15 protein-coding genes are annotated in these 19,261 nt (G+C 60.2%); 11 read left to right on the forward strand and 4 right to left on the reverse strand.

Features of this window, described 5'->3' with window-relative positions:
* Window positions 1-73: 73 nt before the first annotated feature.
* The 4 genes from GPL81_RS26870 to GPL81_RS26885 are packed head-to-tail and all read left to right on the forward strand — an operon-like array spanning window position 74 to window position 3,981.
* Window positions 74-1,084, forward strand: a complete 1,011-nt coding sequence (locus GPL81_RS26870; protein ID WP_160109167.1) for an ABC transporter permease subunit — start codon at window positions 74-76, stop codon at window positions 1,082-1,084.
* An 11-nt stretch (window positions 1,085-1,095) separates the two neighbouring features.
* Window positions 1,096-2,022, forward strand: coding sequence for an ABC transporter permease subunit (locus GPL81_RS26875; RefSeq protein WP_096513479.1), 927 nt, complete (start codon window positions 1,096-1,098; stop codon window positions 2,020-2,022).
* A gap of 10 nt (window positions 2,023-2,032) precedes the next feature.
* Window positions 2,033-3,001 carry an ABC transporter ATP-binding protein gene (locus tag GPL81_RS26880; protein WP_160109168.1) on the forward strand — a complete coding sequence of 323 codons (969 nt, stop codon included), beginning with the start codon at window positions 2,033-2,035 and terminating at the stop codon, window positions 2,999-3,001.
* Window positions 3,001-3,981, forward strand: coding sequence for a peptide ABC transporter ATP-binding protein (locus tag GPL81_RS26885; protein WP_160109169.1), 981 nt, complete (start codon window positions 3,001-3,003; stop codon window positions 3,979-3,981). The genes GPL81_RS26880 and GPL81_RS26885 overlap by 1 nt, the downstream gene beginning before the upstream one ends.
* 184 nt (window positions 3,982-4,165) lie before the next feature.
* Here the strand turns inward: GPL81_RS26885 and GPL81_RS26890 are convergent, their stop codons facing one another.
* Window positions 4,166-4,423 carry a hypothetical protein gene (locus GPL81_RS26890; protein WP_160109170.1) on the reverse strand — a complete coding sequence of 86 codons (258 nt, stop codon included), beginning with the start codon at window positions 4,421-4,423 and terminating at the stop codon, window positions 4,166-4,168.
* A 323-nt stretch (window positions 4,424-4,746) separates the two neighbouring features.
* Window positions 4,747-6,330, reverse strand: a complete 1,584-nt coding sequence (locus GPL81_RS26895) for a peptide chain release factor 3 (RefSeq protein ID WP_096513483.1) — start codon at window positions 6,328-6,330, stop codon at window positions 4,747-4,749.
* A 439-nt stretch (window positions 6,331-6,769) separates the two neighbouring features.
* Between GPL81_RS26895 and GPL81_RS26900 the strand changes: the two genes are divergently transcribed.
* The 5 genes from GPL81_RS26900 to GPL81_RS26920 all read left to right on the forward strand — a co-directional run bounded on the left by GPL81_RS26900 (window position 6,770) and on the right by GPL81_RS26920 (window position 12,024).
* The gene (locus GPL81_RS26900; RefSeq protein ID WP_160109171.1) at window positions 6,770-7,486 is read left to right on the forward strand and encodes an ABC transporter permease; all 717 of its coding nucleotides are present in this window, start codon (window positions 6,770-6,772) and stop codon (window positions 7,484-7,486) included.
* A gap of 20 nt (window positions 7,487-7,506) precedes the next feature.
* Entirely contained in the window at window positions 7,507-8,400 is an 894-nt protein-coding gene (locus GPL81_RS26905; RefSeq protein ID WP_160109172.1) for a glycine betaine ABC transporter substrate-binding protein, read from the forward strand.
* 12 nt (window positions 8,401-8,412) lie between these two features.
* A complete protein-coding gene (locus tag GPL81_RS26910; RefSeq protein ID WP_160109173.1) occupies window positions 8,413-9,066 on the forward strand; it encodes an ABC transporter permease in 654 nt (217 codons plus the stop codon).
* Window positions 9,063-10,220 (forward strand): osmoprotectant ABC transporter ATP-binding protein OsmV, encoded by a 1,158-nt coding sequence (locus GPL81_RS26915; protein ID WP_160109174.1) that lies wholly within the window; start codon window positions 9,063-9,065, stop codon window positions 10,218-10,220. The genes GPL81_RS26910 and GPL81_RS26915 overlap by 4 nt, the downstream gene beginning before the upstream one ends.
* A 640-nt stretch (window positions 10,221-10,860) precedes the next feature.
* Complete coding sequence (locus GPL81_RS26920; protein WP_096513488.1) at window positions 10,861-12,024, forward strand: type III PLP-dependent enzyme; 1,164 nt, start codon at window positions 10,861-10,863, stop codon at window positions 12,022-12,024.
* A 144-nt stretch (window positions 12,025-12,168) separates the two neighbouring features.
* Here GPL81_RS26920 and GPL81_RS26925 read toward each other — a convergent pair whose 3' ends face one another.
* Entirely contained in the window at window positions 12,169-12,936 is a 768-nt protein-coding gene (locus GPL81_RS26925) for a tetratricopeptide repeat protein (RefSeq protein WP_160109175.1), read from the reverse strand.
* Window positions 12,933-13,613, reverse strand: coding sequence for a Fe2+-dependent dioxygenase (locus GPL81_RS26930; RefSeq protein ID WP_160109176.1), 681 nt, complete (start codon window positions 13,611-13,613; stop codon window positions 12,933-12,935). Before GPL81_RS26930 ends, GPL81_RS26925 begins: the two co-directional genes overlap by 4 nt.
* A 206-nt stretch (window positions 13,614-13,819) precedes the next feature.
* Here GPL81_RS26930 and GPL81_RS26935 point away from each other — a divergent pair, with 206 nt between their 5' ends.
* Complete coding sequence (locus GPL81_RS26935; protein ID WP_160109177.1) at window positions 13,820-16,162, forward strand: TonB-dependent receptor; 2,343 nt, start codon at window positions 13,820-13,822, stop codon at window positions 16,160-16,162.
* Window positions 16,163-16,617: 455 nt separating this feature from the next.
* Window positions 16,618-19,146, forward strand: a complete 2,529-nt coding sequence (locus GPL81_RS26940) for a PepSY domain-containing protein (RefSeq protein ID WP_160109178.1) — start codon at window positions 16,618-16,620, stop codon at window positions 19,144-19,146.
* The last annotated feature ends 115 nt before the right edge of the window (window positions 19,147-19,261 follow it).

Consider the following 19,261-nt stretch of genomic DNA (forward strand, 5'->3'; position numbering starts at 1 on the left):
ATAAGAAACTCCCGGCATTCCTGACCCCAGGCATGCCGGGCACGCCTAACCGGCTGATGAGGTACACCACACGATGTTTAGTTTTATTGCCCGCCGACTGGGGTTATTGATCCCCACGTTCTTCGGCATCACCTTGCTGACTTTCGCGTTGATTCGCATGATCCCCGGCGACCCCGTGGAAGTGATGATGGGCGAACGTCGGGTCGACCCCGAGATGCATGCTCAGGCAATGGAACGCCTTGGTCTGAACAAACCCCTGTACGCCCAGTACCTGGATTACATCGGTAAACTGGCTCACGGCGATCTCGGGGAATCCCTGCGTACCCGTGAAAGCGTCTGGCACGAGTTCACCTCCCTATTCCCCGCGACCCTGGAACTGTCCGCGGCCGCGCTGTTGTTCGCCGGCGTCCTGGGCCTTCTGGCCGGGGTGATCGCGGCACTCAAGCGAGGATCCCTGTTCGACCATGGGGTGATGGGTGTCTCCCTGGCGGGATACTCGATGCCGATCTTCTGGTGGGGCCTGATCCTGATCATGTTCTTCTCGGTGTCCCTGGGCTGGACCCCGGTGTCCGGGCGGATCGACCTGCTGTATGACATCGAGCCGCGCACCGGCTTCATGCTCATCGATACGTTGCTGGCCGATGATGTCGGCGCGTTCTTCGATGCCCTGCACCACCTGATCCTGCCGGCCATCGTGCTCGGCACCATTCCGCTGGCGGTTATCGCGCGGATGACCCGTTCGTCGATGCTCGAAGTGCTGCGCGAGGATTACATCCGTACCGCCAAGGCCAAGGGCCTGTCGCCATCGCGCGTGGTGTTCGTGCACGGTTTGCGCAACGCATTGATTCCGGTGCTGACCGTGGTCGGCCTGCAAGTCGGCACGCTGCTGGCCGGTGCGGTCCTGACCGAAACCATCTTCTCCTGGCCGGGCATCGGCAAATGGCTGATTGAAGCCATTGGCGCCCGTGACTACCCGGTAGTACAAAACGGCATCCTGTTAATCGCCTGCCTGGTGATTCTGGTCAACTTCGTAGTGGACATCCTCTACGGCTTTGCCAACCCACGCATCCGTCATCAGCGCTGAGGTCAATACCCATGAACACTTCAACTTCCTCAGTAGCCACCGCCGCCACCGCCGTGGATCAAAGCCTGCTGTACCCGTCGCCGTACAAAGAGTTCTGGCAAGCGTTTTCCAAGAACAAGGGCGCTGTCGCCGGCCTGCTGTTCATGCTGCTGGTGATTTTCTGCGCCATCTTCGCCCCGTGGGTCGCGCCGCATGACCCGAGCGAGCAATTCCGTGACTTCCTGCTGACGCCGCCATCCTGGCTCGAAGGCGGGCAACTGCAGTTCCTGCTGGGTACCGATGAACTGGGCCGTGATTTGCTGTCGCGCCTGATCACCGGCTCGCGCCTGTCGCTGATGATCGGCTTGTCGTCGGTGGTGATGTCGCTGATCCCGGGCATCCTGCTGGGCCTGTTCGCCGGGTTCTTCCCGCGCGTGGTCGGCCCGACCATCATGCGTCTGATGGACATCATGCTGGCCCTGCCATCCCTGCTGCTGGCCGTGGCGATCGTCGCCATCCTCGGCCCTGGCCTGATCAACACCGTGATCGCCATCGCCGTGGTGTCCCTGCCGTCCTACGTTCGTCTGACCCGCGCCGCGGTGATGGGCGAACTGAACCGCGACTACGTGACCGCCGCGCGCCTGGCCGGTGCCGGCCTGCCACGCCTGATGTTCGTGACCGTGCTGCCCAACTGCATGGCCCCCCTGATCGTTCAGGCGACCCTGAGCTTCTCCTCGGCGATTCTCGATGCCGCCGCACTGGGCTTCCTGGGCCTTGGCGTACAACCGCCAACCCCTGAGTGGGGCACCATGCTGGCCTCTGCCCGCGACTACATCGAACGCGCCTGGTGGGTAGTCAGTCTGCCCGGTTTGACCATTTTGCTCAGCGTGCTGGCAATCAACTTGATGGGCGACGGTCTGCGCGATGCGCTGGATCCGAAACTCAAGAACGCCGCCTGAGGAGATTCCAATGTCACTGTTAGAAATCAAGAATCTCAACGTTCGCTTCGGCGACAAGAACGCGACCCCAGTCGTCGATGGACTCGACCTGCAAGTGGACAAGGGCGAAGTGCTGGCCATCGTTGGCGAGTCCGGTTCCGGTAAGTCCGTGACCATGATGGCGCTGATGGGACTGATCGAGCATCCAGGCATCGTCACCGCCGACTCGCTCAGCTTTGACGGCAAGGACATGCTCAAACTGAGCAATCGCCAGCGTCGGCAGATCGTTGGCAAGGACCTGTCCATGGTCTTCCAGGACCCGATGACCGCGCTGAACCCGAGCTACACCGTCGGTTTCCAGATCGAAGAAGTGCTGCGCCTGCACCTGAAGATGTCCGGCAAGGCCGCGCGTAAACGCGCCATCGAACTGCTGGAAAAAGTTGAAATCCCGGGCGCGGCCAGCCGTATGGACGCCTACCCGCATCAACTGTCCGGCGGCATGAGCCAGCGTGTCGCGATCGCCATGGCGATTGCCGGCGAACCTAAACTGCTGATCGCCGACGAACCGACCACCGCCCTCGACGTAACGATTCAGGCGCAGATCATGGACCTGCTGCTGGCGTTGCAGAAAGAGCAGAACATGGGCCTGGTGCTGATCACCCACGACCTCGCGGTCGTGGCCGAAACCGCCCAGCGCGTGTGCGTGATGTACGCCGGTCAAGCCGTTGAAGTCGGCCAGGTGCCACAACTGTTCGACATTCCGGCGCACCCGTACAGCGAAGCGCTGCTCAAGGCGATTCCGGAACACAGCCTGGGCGCCTCGCGCCTGTCGACCCTGCCGGGCATCGTTCCCGGCCGCTACGACCGTCCGCAGGGCTGCCTGCTGTCGCCGCGCTGCCCGTACGTGCAAGACAACTGCCGCGCGCAGCGTCCAACCCTTGACCCGAAAAGCAACAGCCTCGCCCGCTGCTTCTATCCGTTGAACCAGGAGGTGGCGTAATGGCCGTCGTACTTACCGCCCGCGACCTGACCCGTCACTACGAAGTGTCCCGTGGCCTGTTCAAGGGGCACGCCACCGTCCGTGCACTCAATGGTGTGTCGTTCGAGTTGGAAGCCGGCAAGACCCTCGCTGTCGTCGGCGAGTCGGGTTGCGGCAAATCCACCCTCGCCCGTGCCCTGACCCTGATCGAAGAGCCGTCTTCGGGCTCCCTGAAAATCGCCGGCCAGGAAGTCGCCGGTGCCGACAAGGCCCAGCGCAAGCAACTGCGCAAAGACGTGCAGATGGTGTTCCAGAGCCCGTACGCGTCGCTGAACCCACGGCAGAAAATCGGTGATCAACTGGCAGAACCCTTGCTGATCAACACCAACCTGTCGGCCTCCGAACGTCGCGAGAAAGTCCAGGCGATGATGAAGCAGGTGGGCTTGCGTCCCGAGCACTACCAGCGTTATCCGCACATGTTCTCCGGTGGTCAGCGCCAGCGTATTGCGTTGGCCCGCGCCATGATGCTGCAACCGAAGGTGCTGGTGGCGGACGAACCGACCTCGGCACTGGACGTGTCGATCCAGGCCCAGGTGCTGAACCTGTTCATGGACCTGCAGCAAGAGTTCAACACCGGTTACGTGTTCATCTCCCACAACCTGGCCGTGGTGCAACACGTGGCCGATGACGTGATGGTGATGTACCTCGGTCGCCCGGTGGAAATCGGTCCGAAAAACGACATCTATGCCCGCCCCCTGCACCCGTACACCCAGGCATTGTTGTCGGCCACTCCGACCATTCACCCGGATCCGTCCAAGCCTAAAATCAAGATCGTCGGCGAGTTGCCCAACCCGCTGAACCCGCCGCCGGGCTGTGCTTTCCACAAGCGCTGCCCGTACGCCACCGAGCGTTGCAGCACTGAAGAGCCGGCCTTGCGCAAGCTCGACACCCGCCAGGTAGCGTGCCATTACGCCGAGCAATTCCTCGACGGCGCGGCGTAACAATGATGTGAAAAACCTGTGGGAGCTGGCTTGCCAGCGATAGCGGAGTGTCAGTCAGCGATACTGTCACTGACACGCCGCCATCGCGGGCAAGCCCGCTCCCACAGGGATTTGCGTTAACCCAACCCCTTCTATCTCGATTGCGCATCAGTCGAGGCAGAAGGGGTTTTCTTTTGTCTCAAATCTACGTCTGGCTATCGCCTTCATCCGAATCATCGGAGTCTGGCTCATCGGTGGTCGAATCATCGTCGCCTTCGCTGCCACCCTGTCCCTTGTCGCCCGCCTCGGAGTCGGACGCGGCAATCATCAATTCACCCTGCCCCGCCTGACCGCTCGACGCCTGCGTATCGTGATTCTCACATTCGGCCAGCGCCGCCGCACTGCCGAGGGACAACATGACCAAGACCTTCAACAGCAATAAAACACGTAGCAACCTGTTCATAGCCGAATCCATCCTTTCTTGAGGTGCCTGTCTGGCGCTGAATGAAATCTAGTTCCGATCTGCCGGGTTCTCCAGATAGGACGCTGGCGAAGGGACGGAATGCGGTGGATGCCGAGACTGGTTTTGAATAAGCCCTATAACCAAACCCACTAAGTGTAGGAGCGAGCTTGCTCGCGATGGACGCCAACGATGACGCGTGATGCCTGAATGAACGCGGTGCACTTGAGAACATCGCGAGCGGGCTCGCTCCTACAGGGTAATGAGCACCCATGAAAAAACCCCGCAGCTTTCGCGGCGGGGTTTTGGGTACGGCAACTCAGCGCTTAGTGATGCTCACGCGTCGCCCGGAATTTCACGTCCGGCCAACGCTCTTCCATCAGTGCCAGGTTGACCCGCGTAGGAGCGAGGTAGGTCAGGTGACCGCCGCCGTCCAGTGCCAGGTTTTCCACCGCCTTGTTGGAGAATTCCTCGAGCTTCTTCTTATCGCTGCAATCGACCCAGCGCGCGGAATAGACGGTGATCGGCTCATAGGAGCACTCGACCTTGTATTCCTCTTTCAGGCGGCTGGCGACCACATCGAACTGCAGCACACCGACGGCGCCGAGGATGATGTCGTTGCTACGCTCGGGGAAGAACACCTGGGTCGCGCCTTCTTCGGCCAGCTGTTGCAGGCCCTGACGCAGTTGCTTGGATTTCAGCGGGTCCTTCAGGCGTACGCGGCGGAACAGTTCCGGGGCGAAGTGCGGGATGCCGGTGAAGCCCAGGGTTTCGCCTTCGCTGAAGGTGTCGCCGATCTGGATGGTGCCGTGGTTGTGCAAACCGATGATGTCGCCGGCAAAGGCTTCTTCCAGTTGCTCACGCTCGGAGGAGAAGAACGTCAGCGCATCGCCGATGCGCACGTCCTTGCCGGTACGCACGTGACGCATCTTCATGCCTTTCTCGTACTTGCCGGAGCAGATACGCATGAACGCGATACGGTCGCGGTGTTTGGGGTCCATGTTCGCCTGGATCTTGAAGATGAAGCCCGAGAACTTCTCTTCCACCGGTTCCACGGTACGTTCGTTGGCGACGCGCGCCAGCGGGCGCGGGGCCCAGTCGACTACGGCGTCGAGGACGTGATCCACCCCGAAGTTGCCCAGTGCGGTACCGAAGAACACCGGGGTCAACTGACCGTCGAGGAATTCCTGCTGGTTGAACTCGTGGCAGGCCCCTTGCACCAGCTCAAGCTGCTCGATGAAGCGCTCGTACTCGTCGCCCAGGTGCGCGCGGGCTTCATCGGAATCGAGCTTCTCGATGATCTTGGTTTCGGTGCGCTCATGGCCGTGACCGGCGGTGTAGACAATGATGTAGTCGTCGGCGAGGTGATACACGCCTTTGAAATCACGGTAGCAACCGATCGGCCAGGTGATCGGCGCGGCCTTGATTTTCAGGACGGCTTCGATTTCGTCGAGCAGTTCGATCGGATCGCGGATGTCACGGTCGAGTTTGTTGATGAAGCTGACGATCGGTGTGTCACGCAGACGGCAGACGTCCATCAGGGCGATGGTCCGTGGCTCTACACCCTTACCGCCGTCGAGCACCATCAACGCCGAGTCCACCGCAGTCAGTGTGCGGTAGGTGTCTTCGGAGAAGTCTTCGTGGCCCGGGGTGTCGAGCAGGTTGATCATGTGCTCGCGATACGGGAACTGCATGACCGACGTGGTAATCGAGATGCCCCGCTGCTTTTCCATTTCCATCCAGTCGGAGGTGGCATGGCGGTCGGACTTACGGGATTTCACCGTACCGGCCACCGCAATCGCCTTGCCCATCAGCAAGAGCTTTTCGGTGATGGTGGTTTTACCGGCGTCGGGGTGGGAAATAATGGCGAAAGTGCGGCGTTTCGCGACTTCGGCGGCCTGTTTGGTCATGGGAAATCGCCTGGCAGGTGATTCAAAAAAGGGCGCAGATTATAGCCCAAGTTGATCGAAGAACCGAACCGTTGAGCACATTAGGGGTGGCCAAATGCTGCTTCAGATGGGAACCTTTTAAAGCACGGAGACGTCCACTCCCCTGTTACGACCACTCGTCGGGGGCCTGCAACACCTGCAAAACGGCCTGACGAGGCTGTGCTCATGGCTCGATTGCTGTGCGTCTGCCCTCTGTAGGAGCGAGCCTGCTCGCGATGAACGTCAACGATAACGCTGGGTATCTGAATGCCCGCGTTGTCTGGGCGTTTTTCGCCAGCAGGCTCGCTCCTACAGTAGAACGCGCTCGGCTTGAGCTGCTTCTCGCGAACGTTTTGCCCGGCAGCCAATGATGGCCTGCCACACGGGACTGCGTTCGCCGACTGAAAAAAGGAGTCCGCCTGTGGCTATCCACCATGGCAAAGGGCTGATAGGAGGCGCGCTGGTAATCGCCCTTCTGGCCCTGCTGATCCACTGGATCGGCATCGACACGATCGAGCATTACCGCGACGATTTATTGTTTTACCTGCAAGCTCATCTGCTTCTCGTCCTCGCTTCCATGCTGGCCGCCCTTGTCGTGGGCCTCCCCGCCGGCATCTTCCTCAGCCGCCCGACCCGGGTCGCGCGTGCCGAGCGCTTCATGCAGATCTTCAACATCGGTAACACCATTCCGCCGCTGGCGGTGCTGGCCATCGCCCTGGGCGTGCTCGGGATCGGCAGCGGTCCGGCAATCTTCGCCCTGTTCCTCGCCTCGCTGTTGCCCATCGTGCGCAACACCTATGAAGGCCTGAAAAACGTTCAGGGTTCGCTCAAGGAAGCCGCCGTCGGCATCGGCATGACCCCGCACCAGGTGCTGTGGAGAGTCGAATTGCCCAATGCCGTGCCGATCATCATCGGCGGCGTGCGCGTGGCGCTGGCGATCAATGTCGGGACCGCGCCGCTGGCGTTCCTGATCGGCGCCAACAGCCTCGGCAGCCTGATTTTCCCCGGCATTGCCCTGAACAATCAGCCGCAACTATTGCTCGGCGCGGCCTGCACGGCGCTGCTGGCCCTGTTGCTCGATGGCCTGGTGACAATGGCCAGCCGCGTCTGGCTCGAACGCGGCTTGCGCCCGTCTTAAGCCCCGGCAAAGGAATTCTCATGAAGACATCAAGCTTTTTACTAGGCTGCGTCCTGCTGTGCGCAGGATTTGCCCAAGCCGCTGAAAAACCGCTGATCCGCATCGGTGCCCGGGTGTTCACCGAACAGACCCTTCTGGCGGAAATCACCTCGCAGTACCTGCGCGCCAAGGGTTACGACGCGCAGGTCACGGGTGGACTGGGCAGCAACCTGGCCCGCAGCGCCCACGAAAGCGGCCAACTGGACATGCTCTGGGAATACACCGGCGTGTCGCTGGTGGCCTACAACCACGTCACTGAAAAACTCGACAGCGAACAGTCCTACGCCCGGGTGAAAGCACTCGACGCGCAGAAAGGACTTATCTGGCTCACCCCGTCGAAATTCAGCAACACCTACGCTCTCGCACTGCCGAAGAACGTCGCTGACCAATACCCGCAAATCAACACCATCAGCGAGCTGAACAAAGTGCTGCGTGATGAGGCCAAGACCCATCACCTGGTGGCGCTCGATACCGAATTCGCCAACCGCTCCGACGGACTTGGCGGCATGGTGCAGCTGTATGGGATGAACCTGACACGCCAAAACATCCGCCAGATGGACGCCGGGCTGGTCTACACCGCCCTGCGTAACGGTCAGGTGTTTGCCGGGCTGGTCTACACCACTGACGGTCGCCTGAATGCCTTCAAGCTCAAGTTGCTGGAGGACGACAAGCGCTACTTTCCGGACTACACCGCTGCCCCTGTGGTGCGTCAGGCGTTTCTCGATGCTCACCCGCAATTGGCCGAACAACTCAAACCACTGGCCGAATTGTTCGATGACGACACCATGCGCCAGCTCAATGCGCGGGTGGATGTCGATCATGAAAGCCCGTCCGTCGTGGCCGCTGATTTTCTGCGCCAACACCCCATCCACTAAGGAGGAAAAGCCATGGAATTCCTGAACGCCTTTTCCCACCTCGACTGGCAACAGGTGCTGCACCTGACCTGGCAGCACATCACTCTGGTAGGCATCGCCGTCACCCTGGCGATTGTCGTCGGTGTGCCGCTGGGCATTCTGATGACACGCTTTCCGACACTTGCGGGCCCCTTGCAGGCCAGCGCCACGGTGCTGCTGACCGTGCCGTCGATTGCCCTGTTCGGCTTGCTGCTGCCGTTCTATTCGAAGTTCGGCCAGGGCCTGGGACCGATGCCGGCGATCACTGCCGTATTTCTCTATTCCCTGCTGCCGATCATGCGCAACACCTACCTGGCGCTGACCAGCGTCGAACCGGGCATTCGCGAAGCCGCGCGCGGCATCGGCATGACCTTCGGCCAGCGCCTGCGCAGGGTCGAACTGCCCATCGCCGTACCAGTGATTCTTGCTGGTGTACGTACCGCCGTGGTGATGAACATCGGCGTCATGACCATCGCCGCGACCATCGGCGCCGGCGGCCTTGGCGTACTCATCCTCGCCTCCATCAGCCGCAGTGACATGTCGATGCTGATCGTCGGCGCCGTACTGGTCAGCCTGCTGGCCATCTTCGCCGACCTGCTTCTGCAAGCGCTGCAACGCTCGCTGACTCCAAAAGGACTCCTGAAATGATCGAACTTCAAAACCTCAGCAAGACCTTCCAAAGCAACGGCAAGGACGTGAAAGCCGTGGACTCGGTGAGCCTGACCGTCAATGAAGGCGAGATTTGCGTGTTCCTCGGGCCATCGGGTTGCGGCAAAAGCACCACCCTGAAAATGATCAACCGCCTGATCAAACCGACCTCGGGCAAGATCCTGATCAACGGTGAAGACACCACCGACCTCGACGCCGTGACCCTGCGGCGCAACATCGGCTATGTCATCCAACAGATCGGTCTGTTCCCGAACATGACCATCGAAGAGAACATCGTAGTGGTGCCGAAGCTACTGGGCTGGGACAAACAGAAATGCCACGACCGCGCCCGCGAGTTGATGAGCATGATCAAGCTTGAGCCCAAGCAATACCTGCATCGCTACCCACGGGAATTATCCGGCGGCCAACAACAGCGGATCGGCGTGATTCGGGCGCTGGCGGCCGATGCGCCGCTGTTGCTGATGGATGAACCCTTCGGCGCGGTCGACCCGATCAACCGCGAAATGATCCAGAACGAGTTCTTCGAAATGCAACGGGCGCTGAACAAGACCGTGATCATGGTCAGCCATGACATCGATGAGGCGATCAAGCTGGGCGACAAGATTGCGATCTTCCGCGCCGGCAAACTGCTGCAGATCGACCACCCGGACACCTTGCTGGCGCATCCGGTGGATGACTTCGTCAGCAACTTCGTCGGCCAGGACAGTACCCTCAAGCGCCTGTTGCTGGTCAAGGCCGAAGACGCGGCGGACAACGCGCCGTCCGTCAGTCCGCAAACGCCGGTGGCTGAGGCACTGGAATTGATGGATGAGCATGACCGGCGTTATGTAGTGGTCACCTGTGCCGAGAACAAGGCGCTGGGCTATGTAAGACGTCGCGACCTGCACCGTCAGACCGGCACCTGCGGGCAATACCTGCGCGAGTTCAACGCCACGGCAGCGTACGACGAGCATTTGCGCATCCTGTTGTCGCGGATGTACGAGTTCAATCGGGCGTGGTTGCCGGTGATGAATGCGGAGCGGGTGTTCCTCGGCGAAGTCACTCAGGAATCGATTGCGGCTTACTTGAGCTCCGGTCGCTCGCGAGGGATGAAGACCCATATCGTGTCGCCGGCCGAGGCTGTAGTGGCGTAAAAATGCAAAACCTGTAGGAGTGAGCCTGCTCGCGATGTCGCAATTTCAGTCAATCAAGATGTCGACTGTAAAAAAGCAATCGCGAGCAGGCTCACTCCTACAGGATCGGTGTGATTTTTCGTTATTCACAGGGCGGAAAAAAATCTCAACACCGGCCGCCCCTGACAGCCTCCGCAATTAGCTTGAGCGACCACCAAAATCCCCCTCAGTTTACCTTCTCGCCGCCAACGTCGCCTATATTGACGCCATCGTACTTATCTAGAACTTTGCACACAAAAGCGTCGAACGTGCAGGTATTTTTAACACCTGAAAATTATCGGGGAACATCTGCCCGTCATCTCGGTCGGCTACAAAGAGTGATACCCGTAACGCACGTCAGAAGCGTGCAAAAACGCGACATTTTTTGTTGATCTCAAGCCCCTCACGCCCTAAAGTTCGCGCCGAACGTCCATGCTGGAAACGATCCATCCGGCTCAAGTACTGACGACGAGACAGCAAGGCCAAGGGAAAAGCTGCACTTCCCATGGCCTTTTTGCTTTCGGCGACATGCCTTGGGAAGTAGGCGAACCAAAGTGGGGATACGGAGGACGTTCATTTGCACCCATTGTTTTTACTCGTTTGCCATTAGGAGCTCCCAAGTATGTCGATCCAGGTCGAAGACTATTTCGCGCGCGAAACCTTTCAGAAAATGAAGGCGTTCGCCGACAAGCAAGAAACCCCGTTCGTGGTGATCGACACCGCGATGATCAGCCAGGCCTATGACGACCTGCGCGCCGGTTTCGAATTCGCCAAGGTCTATTACGCGGTCAAGGCCAACCCGGCCGTGGAAATCATTGACCTGCTCAAGGAAAAAGGCTCGAGCTTCGACATCGCCTCCATCTATGAGCTGGACAAAGTGCTGGGCCGTGGCGTCAGCCCCGATCACATCAGCTACGGCAACACCATCAAGAAATCCAAGGACATCCGCTACTTCTACGAGAAGGGCGTGCGCCTGTTCGCCACCGACTCCGAAGCTGACCTGCGCAACATCGCCAAGGCGGCACCGGGTGCAAAAGTCTACGTGCGCATCCTGACCGAAGGCTCGACCACTGCCGACTGGCCGCTGTCGCGCAAATTCGGCTGCCAGACCGACATGGCCATGGACCTGCTGATCCTCGCCCGCGACCTGGGCCTGGTGCCTTACGGCATCTCGTTCCACGTTGGCTCGCAACAGCGTGACATCAGCGTCTGGGACGCGGCGATCGCCAAGGTCAAAGTGATCTTCGAACGTTTGAAAGAAGAAGATGGCATCCACCTGAAGCTGATCAACATGGGCGGTGGCTTCCCGGCCAACTACATTACCCGCACCAACAGCCTGGAAACCTACGCCGAAGAAATCATCCGTTTCCTCAAGGAAGACTTCGGTGACGACCTGCCGGAAATCATCCTGGAACCGGGCCGCTCGCTGATCGCCAACGCCGGCATCCTGGTCAGTGAAGTGGTGCTGGTTGCGCGTAAATCCCGTACCGCTGTAGAGCGTTGGGTGTACACGGATGTGGGCAAGTTCTCCGGCCTGATCGAAACCATGGACGAAGCCATCAAGTTCCCGATCTGGACCGAGAAGAAAGGCGAGATGGAAGAAGTCGTCATCGCCGGCCCAACCTGCGACAGCGCCGACATCATGTACGAAAACTACAAGTACGGCCTGCCGCTGAACCTGGCCATCGGTGATCGTCTGTACTGGCTGTCGACCGGTGCCTACACCACCAGTTACAGCGCCGTGGAATTCAATGGCTTCCCGCCGCTGAAATCCTTCTACGTGTAAGCGCTACACGCAGAAAGCAAAAAGCCCATGACGTGTCATGGGCTTTTTTGTGCCTGGAATTTGAAAAGATGCCCAACCCGTAGGAGCCGGCTTGCTGGCGAATCGATGGTGATCTTTACGCCGCCTTCGCTGGCAAGCCAGCGCCTACAGAGGTGTGGTTTCCAGCTCCAGTTCGTCGTAGCGCTGGACATAATCTTGCGCCAAGGCGCGGATTTGCGGATCGGTTGCGCACGACAATGTCTGGCTCGCTACCCGCAGGAAATTCATATTGCCGCCGGCCAATGCCTTGCGTAGCCACACGAGTGCCTCATCAATGTTCCCTTCATCCGCCAGCACCGCGGCATAACTGAACTGCCCGCGAAAATCCCCACCGACCGCCGAGCGTCGATACCAGTCGCGGGCAGCTTTTGTGTCTGCCGGACAAATGCGCCCTTCTTCCAGATATCGCCCCAGCAGGTTCATCGATTTAGCGTGGCCAAGATCAGCAGCGCGTTGATAGAAACTTAATGCCTGTGGCTGATCCTCAACGACACCACGCCCCGTCGCCAGCAGGTTGGCGTAGTTGTACATCGCCCAGTCCAGCCCGGCCTCCGCCCCGACCCGGTAATGCCGCGCAGCGACCGAAGCATCGGCAACGCAACCCCAACCATGCTCATGACACCGGCCCAGCATGTTGCGCGCCATCAGGTGCCCTTTCCGGGCGGCAATCTCGAACCAGCGCAACGCCAGGGGCTGGTCCTGCGCAATCCCTCGCCCGTCCAGCAGGATTTGCCCGAGCAACGCCTGCGCATCGACGACGCCTTCACGAGCCGCCATCAGAATCGCCTGGGCGGCACGGGCCGGGCTTTCATCGAGCATGGCTTTGAGGCGTTCACCGTCGAGCACTTCCTCGCGGCGCAATTGAACACTCATACCTCGACCCAGCGGCGCAGCAGGTTGTGATAGGTACCGGTCAGGCGGATCAGCGAAGGGTGGTCCGGCACATCCTGGGTCAGTTGCCGGATTGCACCGTCCATCTCGAACAACAGCGCACGCTGACTGTCTTCGCGCACCAGGCTTTGGGTCCAGAAAAACGAGGCGTAGCGGGCGCCACGGGTCACCGCGTTGACCTTGTGCAAACTGGTGCCGGGGTACAGCACCATGTCGCCGGCCGGCAACTTCACACGCTGGGTACCGAAGGTGTCCTGGATTTCCAGTTCGCCGCCGTCGTAATCCTCGGGCTCGCTGAAAAACAGCGTGGCCGACAGATCGGTGCGCACCCGTTCGATGCTCCCCTTGGGCTGACGCACGGCGTTGTCGATGTGGAAGTCGAAACTGCCACCGGCCGTGTAACAGTTCAGTAACGGAGGAAAGACCTTGTGTGGCAGCGCCGCCGACATGAACTGTGGATTCTTCCACAGCCGATCCAGCATGGCCGCGCCGATTTCCTTGGCCAGCGGATGACCTTCCGGAAGCTGAAGATTGTGCTTGGCCTTGGCCGACTGATAGCCGGCGGTGATCTTGCCATCGGCCCAATCGGCCTGTTCGAGAGCCTCGCGAATGCGCCGCACCTCTTCTTTATCGAACAAGCCGGGAATGTGCAGCAGCATGGGAAGGACGCCTGAAAACAAGGGGCACTAATGGTATTGATTCTTATTGCCTGTGTAAAACCCGCTGGACGGATGAAACAGTAAAAACCGTAAGGCTAAATTGTAAAGAATGTAAATTCGATGCAAATAGCAAAGTTTCGCAATTGATACAGAGACGCGTCTACCCTATATTCCGCCGCCTCAAATCCTTGGGGAGGGGAATTAAAATGTCACGTCTACACCCACAATCACCGGTCAGTTCACCACGTCTGCTCGCTTCTGCCATTGGCGTGGCAATCACTGCCGGCTCTGCGGGCCACATGGTTTTCGCGGCTGAAAAAACCGACGGGAAAGCGCCGGGCAACACGATTTCGCTGGGCGCTACCTCCATCAACGGCGAAGCCCGGGACGAGACAACCTACAACGTCGAAAAAGCCTCCTCGCCCAAGTACACCGCACCGCTGGTCGACACACCGCGTTCGATCACGGTCATCCCGCAACAAGTCCTCAAGGACACCGGCGCCCTGAACATGCAGGATGCATTGCGCACCGTTCCAGGCATCACCTTCGGCGCCGGTGAAGGCGGCAACCCGCAGGGCGACCGTCCGTTCATCCGCGGCTTCGATGCCCAGGGCGACACCTACCTGGACGGCGTGCGCGATACCGGTTCGCAGAGCCGCGAAATCTTCGCCGTTGAATCCATTGAAGTCAGCAAGGGCCCGAACTCCGCCATTGGCGGCCGTGGCGCGGCGGGCGGCAGCATCAACCTGGTGAGCAAGAAAGCGCACCTTGGCGACTCCCTCGACGGTGGCTTCACCTGGGGTTCGGACCAGACCCAGCGTTACACCATGGACGGCAACTATCAGTTCTCCGACACCGCTGCCGGCCGTCTGAACCTGATGAGCCACGAGAGCAACGTCGCCGGTCGCCAAAGCATCAATTACGACCGTTGGGGCGTGGCACCTTCCCTGGCTTTTGGTCTGGGCACCGACACCCGCGTCAATCTCGATTACTACCATCTGGAAAGCAACGACTTGCCGGATTCGGGCATTCCGTACTCGATCCCGACCGCAGGCTCCACCGCCCGCACCAAGTCCAACCCGGACAAACCTAACGACGGCGGCAACAGCAGCAACTTCTACGGTTTGAATGACCGCGACTTCCGCAAGGGCCGCACCGACACCGCAACCATTTCCATCGAACACGACCTGAATGACGCGCTGACCATCAAGAACACCCTGCGCCACGGCACCAGCATGCAGGATTACATCCTGACCCAGCCGGACGACAGCAAGGGCAACGTCAACAATGGCAGCGTCTGGCGCCGTGCGAACACACGCGTGAGCAACACCGAGACCACCACCAACCAGACCGATCTGTTTGGTGATGTCTACATCGCCGGGTTCAAGAACAGCTTCGCCACCGGTATCGAGTTGAGCCGCGAGGAAAGCAGGAAATCCTCGTACAACGTCGACACCGACACCACGCCTGGCACAGCGGGCGCCACCACCAACTGCTCGCCGGCGCTGATTGGCGCACCGAGTGGTTACAACTGCACCTCGTTGTCTAACCCGAACCCGAACGATCCGTGGAACGGTGCGATCTCTCGCAACTACGCCGGCACCGACACCAAGGCCAACACCTATGCGCTGTATGTGTTCGACACCCTGGAGTTGTCCGAGCAGTGGCTGGTGAACATGGGCTTGCGTTACGACCATTTCGATACCGAGTACCGCACCTTCGACGGTTCCGGGGCAACGGTGGTCAACAAAGGCATCCCGGCCAAGGGCGATGACACCAGCGAGTTCGTCACCGGTCAGTTCGGCGTGGTCTACAAACCGGCGGAAAACGGCAGCATCTATGCGTCCTACGCCACGTCCGCCACACCACCGGGCTCCACTCTCGGCGAAGGCATGGACGGCAACCCGCTGAGCGGCACGCCTGATCGCAACGGCAACCAGCTGAGCAGCGACATGGAGCCGGAAACCACCAAGAACTACGAAATCGGTACCAAGTGGGATCTGATGAATGATCGCCTGTCGCTGACGGCCGATATTTTCCGCACCGAGAAAGAAAACGCTCGTGTGCAGACCAACACCACGTCGTTCGAAAACGTCGGTAAAACCCGCGTTCAAGGTTTCGAGCTGTCGGCCACCGGCAAGCTCACCGACAAATGGCAAGTCTTCGCCGGCTACGCCTACATGGACAGCGAGCAAGTCGATGGTGGTGATCTGCCGGCCAACAAAGCCAACAACGGAAACGAACTGCCTAACACGCCGAAAAACAGCGCCAGCCTGTGGACGACCTATCAGGTCACGCCGAAGCTGACCGTCGGTGGCGGTGCGTTCTACGTCGACGATGTGTTCGGCAGCGCGGCCAACACCACCATGGTCGATTCCTACGTTCGCTACGATGCGATGGCGGCCTACAAGTTGAGCAAAAACATCGACCTGCAACTGAACGTACAGAACCTGACCGACGAAACCTACTACGACAAGGCCTTCTCGACTCACTTCGCCAACCAGGCGGCGGGCCGTACTGCCTTGCTGAGCACCAACTTCCACTTCTGATGAAAGGGTGAAACCCGCCCCCTGTAGGAGCGAGCCTGCTCGCGATGATCGTCAACGATAACGCGTGGAACCTGACACCCCGCGTCGTTCTTGAGTTTTTCGCGAGCAGGCTCGCTCCTACAAAGGCCAGGCGGTGCAACACAATCCCTGTAGGAGCGAGCCTGCTCGCGATGATCGTCAACGATAACGCGTGAAACCTGACACCCCGCGTCGTTCTTGAGTTTTTCGCGAGCAGGCTCGCTCCTACAAAGGCCATGCGGTGCAACACAATCCCTGTGGGAGCGAGCCTGCTCGCGATGAGGTCATAACATTCAACATTTATGCTGACTGTAAGGCCGCCATCGCGAGCAGGCTCGCTCCCACAGTTTTGTGTGTAAAAAAGAATGTTTCTCGACAACCCACGGCATCATAATGCGCGCCGTGATGACTATTTTTGAACGAACAAGGCGAGCGACGTGTTGAAGAAAACCCTGTTCCAGTTGCACTGGTTTTTCGGCATCAGCGCAGGGCTCGTCCTGGCCCTGATGGGCATCACCGGGGCGACGGTATCGTTTCAGGATGAAATCCTGTACGCGCTGAACCCTTCCGTGCTGCAGGTGCACAAGCAGGTCGCCGGTGTACTGCCGCCCGCCGAACTGGTGGAGAAAATCGAAGCGGCCACCGGTAACAAAGTCGCCATGCTTTCGGTGGACATCGACAGCGACATCGCCGCACGCGTGTTCTTCACCCCGCCGCCAGGGGAGCGCCGTGGGCCGATGCGCTTCTTCGATCCGTACACCGCCGAATTGATGGGCGACGCCACCGGCCAGGACTTCTTCGGCCTGATGCTGCAACTGCACCGCTTCCTTGCCATGGGCGACACCGGTCGCCAGATCACCGGCGCCTGTACGCTGATCCTGGTGTTCTTCTGCCTCTCCGGCCTGTACCTGCGTTGGCCTCGCCAGTGGAAAAGCTGGCGCGCCTGGCTGACCCTGGACTGGAAGAAAAAAGGTCGCAGCTTCAACTGGGACCTGCATTCGGTCGCGGGCACCTGGTGCCTGGTGTTTTACCTCCTGGCCGCGCTGACCGGGTTGTCCTGGTCCTACGAGTGGTACAACAAGGGCCTGACCCAACTCCTCTCCGATTCGCCGCAGAACGAACGCGTTCGCGGCGGTCGTGGCCCGGCGCCAAGCGGCCCGGCCCCGACCGCCGATTACTCGGCCATGTGGAGCAGCATCTATAGCGCGGCCGGTCCCGGCCTGAGTTTCTACAACACCCGCATGCCACCGGTGGCCGGACAACCGGCGACGGTTTATTACCTGTTGAAAGACTCGCCCCACGACCGCGCCCTGAACCAGATCACCCTCGACCCGGTGACAGGCGTAATCAAACGGCATGAGCGCTACAGCGACAAGAGCTTCAAGGCGCAGCTGCTGACCAGCATTTATGCACTGCACGTCGGCAGCTACTTCGGCATTGTCGGGCGCATCATCCTGACGATCACTGCCCTGACCATGCCGCTGTTTTTCATCACCGGGTGGATGTTGTACCTCGATCGTCGCCGCAAAAAGCGCCAGATCAAGGACGCCCGCCAAGGCCTCGCCCAACCGGGTAGCGATGCGCCGTCGTGGCTGATCGGCTTCGCCAGCCAAAGCGGTTTTGCCGAGCAACTGGCGTGGCAGACCGCCGGCCAATTACAGGCTGCCGGCCTGCCGGTGAAGGTGCAGCCGCTGGCCAGTGTCAGCGAACAGGACCTGCGGGATTCGAGCAACGCGCTGTTCGTGGTCAGCACCTTCGGCGACGGCGAAGCGCCGGACAGTGCCCGGGGTTTCGAGCGCAAGGTCCTGGGCCGGACGTTGAGCCTGGAGAGCCTGAACTACGCCGTGCTCGGTCTGGGTGACCGGCAATACCAGCACTTCTGCGGCTTCGCCCGACGCCTGCACACCTGGCTGGGTGAACACGGCGGCAAGACCCTGTTCGCCCCTGTGGAGGTCGACAGTGGCGACCCTTATGCCTTGCGTCACTGGCAACAGCAACTCGGTCTGTTGACCGGCCAGGCGCCCGTGGACACCTGGCAAGCGCCGAGCTACGACAACTGGACCCTGACCCGCCGCGAACTGCTCAATCCGGACAGCAGTGGTTCGCCCGTCTATTTGCTGGGCCTCACCGCGCCGACCACCAGCAGTTGGCTGGCCGGGGACCTGGTGGAAGTGCTGCCGCGCAACTGCCCTTGGGCGATAGAACATTTCCTCGATGGCCTGGGGATTGATGGTCGAGCCACGATTGCACTCGATGGGTTGTCGCAAACGCTGGAACAAGCCCTCGCCCGCCGACAACTGCCCGAGAACCGCAGTCATCTGGTCGGCCTGCATGCGCAAGCGCTGGTGGACGCCCTCGTGCCATTGGCCATGCGCGAATACTCCATTGCCTCGATTGCCGCCGACGGCATCCTGGAACTGATCGTGCGCCAGGAACTGCACCCCGATGGCCGCCTGGGCGTCGGCTCCGGCTGGCTCACGGAACACGCGCCGGTGGGCTCCAACATCAGCCTGCGGGTTCGGCGCAACAGCGGCTTCCACCTGCCGAACGAACCGGTGCCGATGATCCTGCTCGGCAACGGCACCGGACTGGCCGGCCTGCGCAGCCTGCTCAAGGCGAGGATTGCCGATGGGCAGCAGCGTCAGTGGCTGTTGTTCGGCGAACGCAATCGGGAACACGATTACCTGTGTCGCGACGAGCTGGAGGAGTGGTTGATTTCCGGCGATCTGCAGCGCCTGGACCTGGCCTTCTCAAGGGACCAGGCCGAGAAAATCTATGTACAGGATCGCCTGCGCGATTCGGCCACTGAGCTGAAGAAATGGCTGGCGGAGGGGGCCATGATCTATATCTGCGGCAGCTTGCAGGGGATGGCCGCTGGCGTCGATCAAGCACTCAACGACCTGCTCGGTGCCGCGGAAGTGGAGCGTCTGATCGAACAGGGTCGCTACCGCCGCGACGTTTACTGATACAAAGCATTTCCCTTGTAGGAGCTGGCTTGCCAGCGAAGGGGCCAGAACATCCATCCTTTTCGTTGGAAGTGAGGCCGCCTTCGCTGGCAAGCCAGCGCCTACAGAGGGTTGG

Origin of the sequence: Pseudomonas izuensis (assembly GCF_009861505.1) — a bacterium.
GTDB lineage: Bacteria > Pseudomonadota > Gammaproteobacteria > Pseudomonadales > Pseudomonadaceae > Aquipseudomonas > Aquipseudomonas izuensis.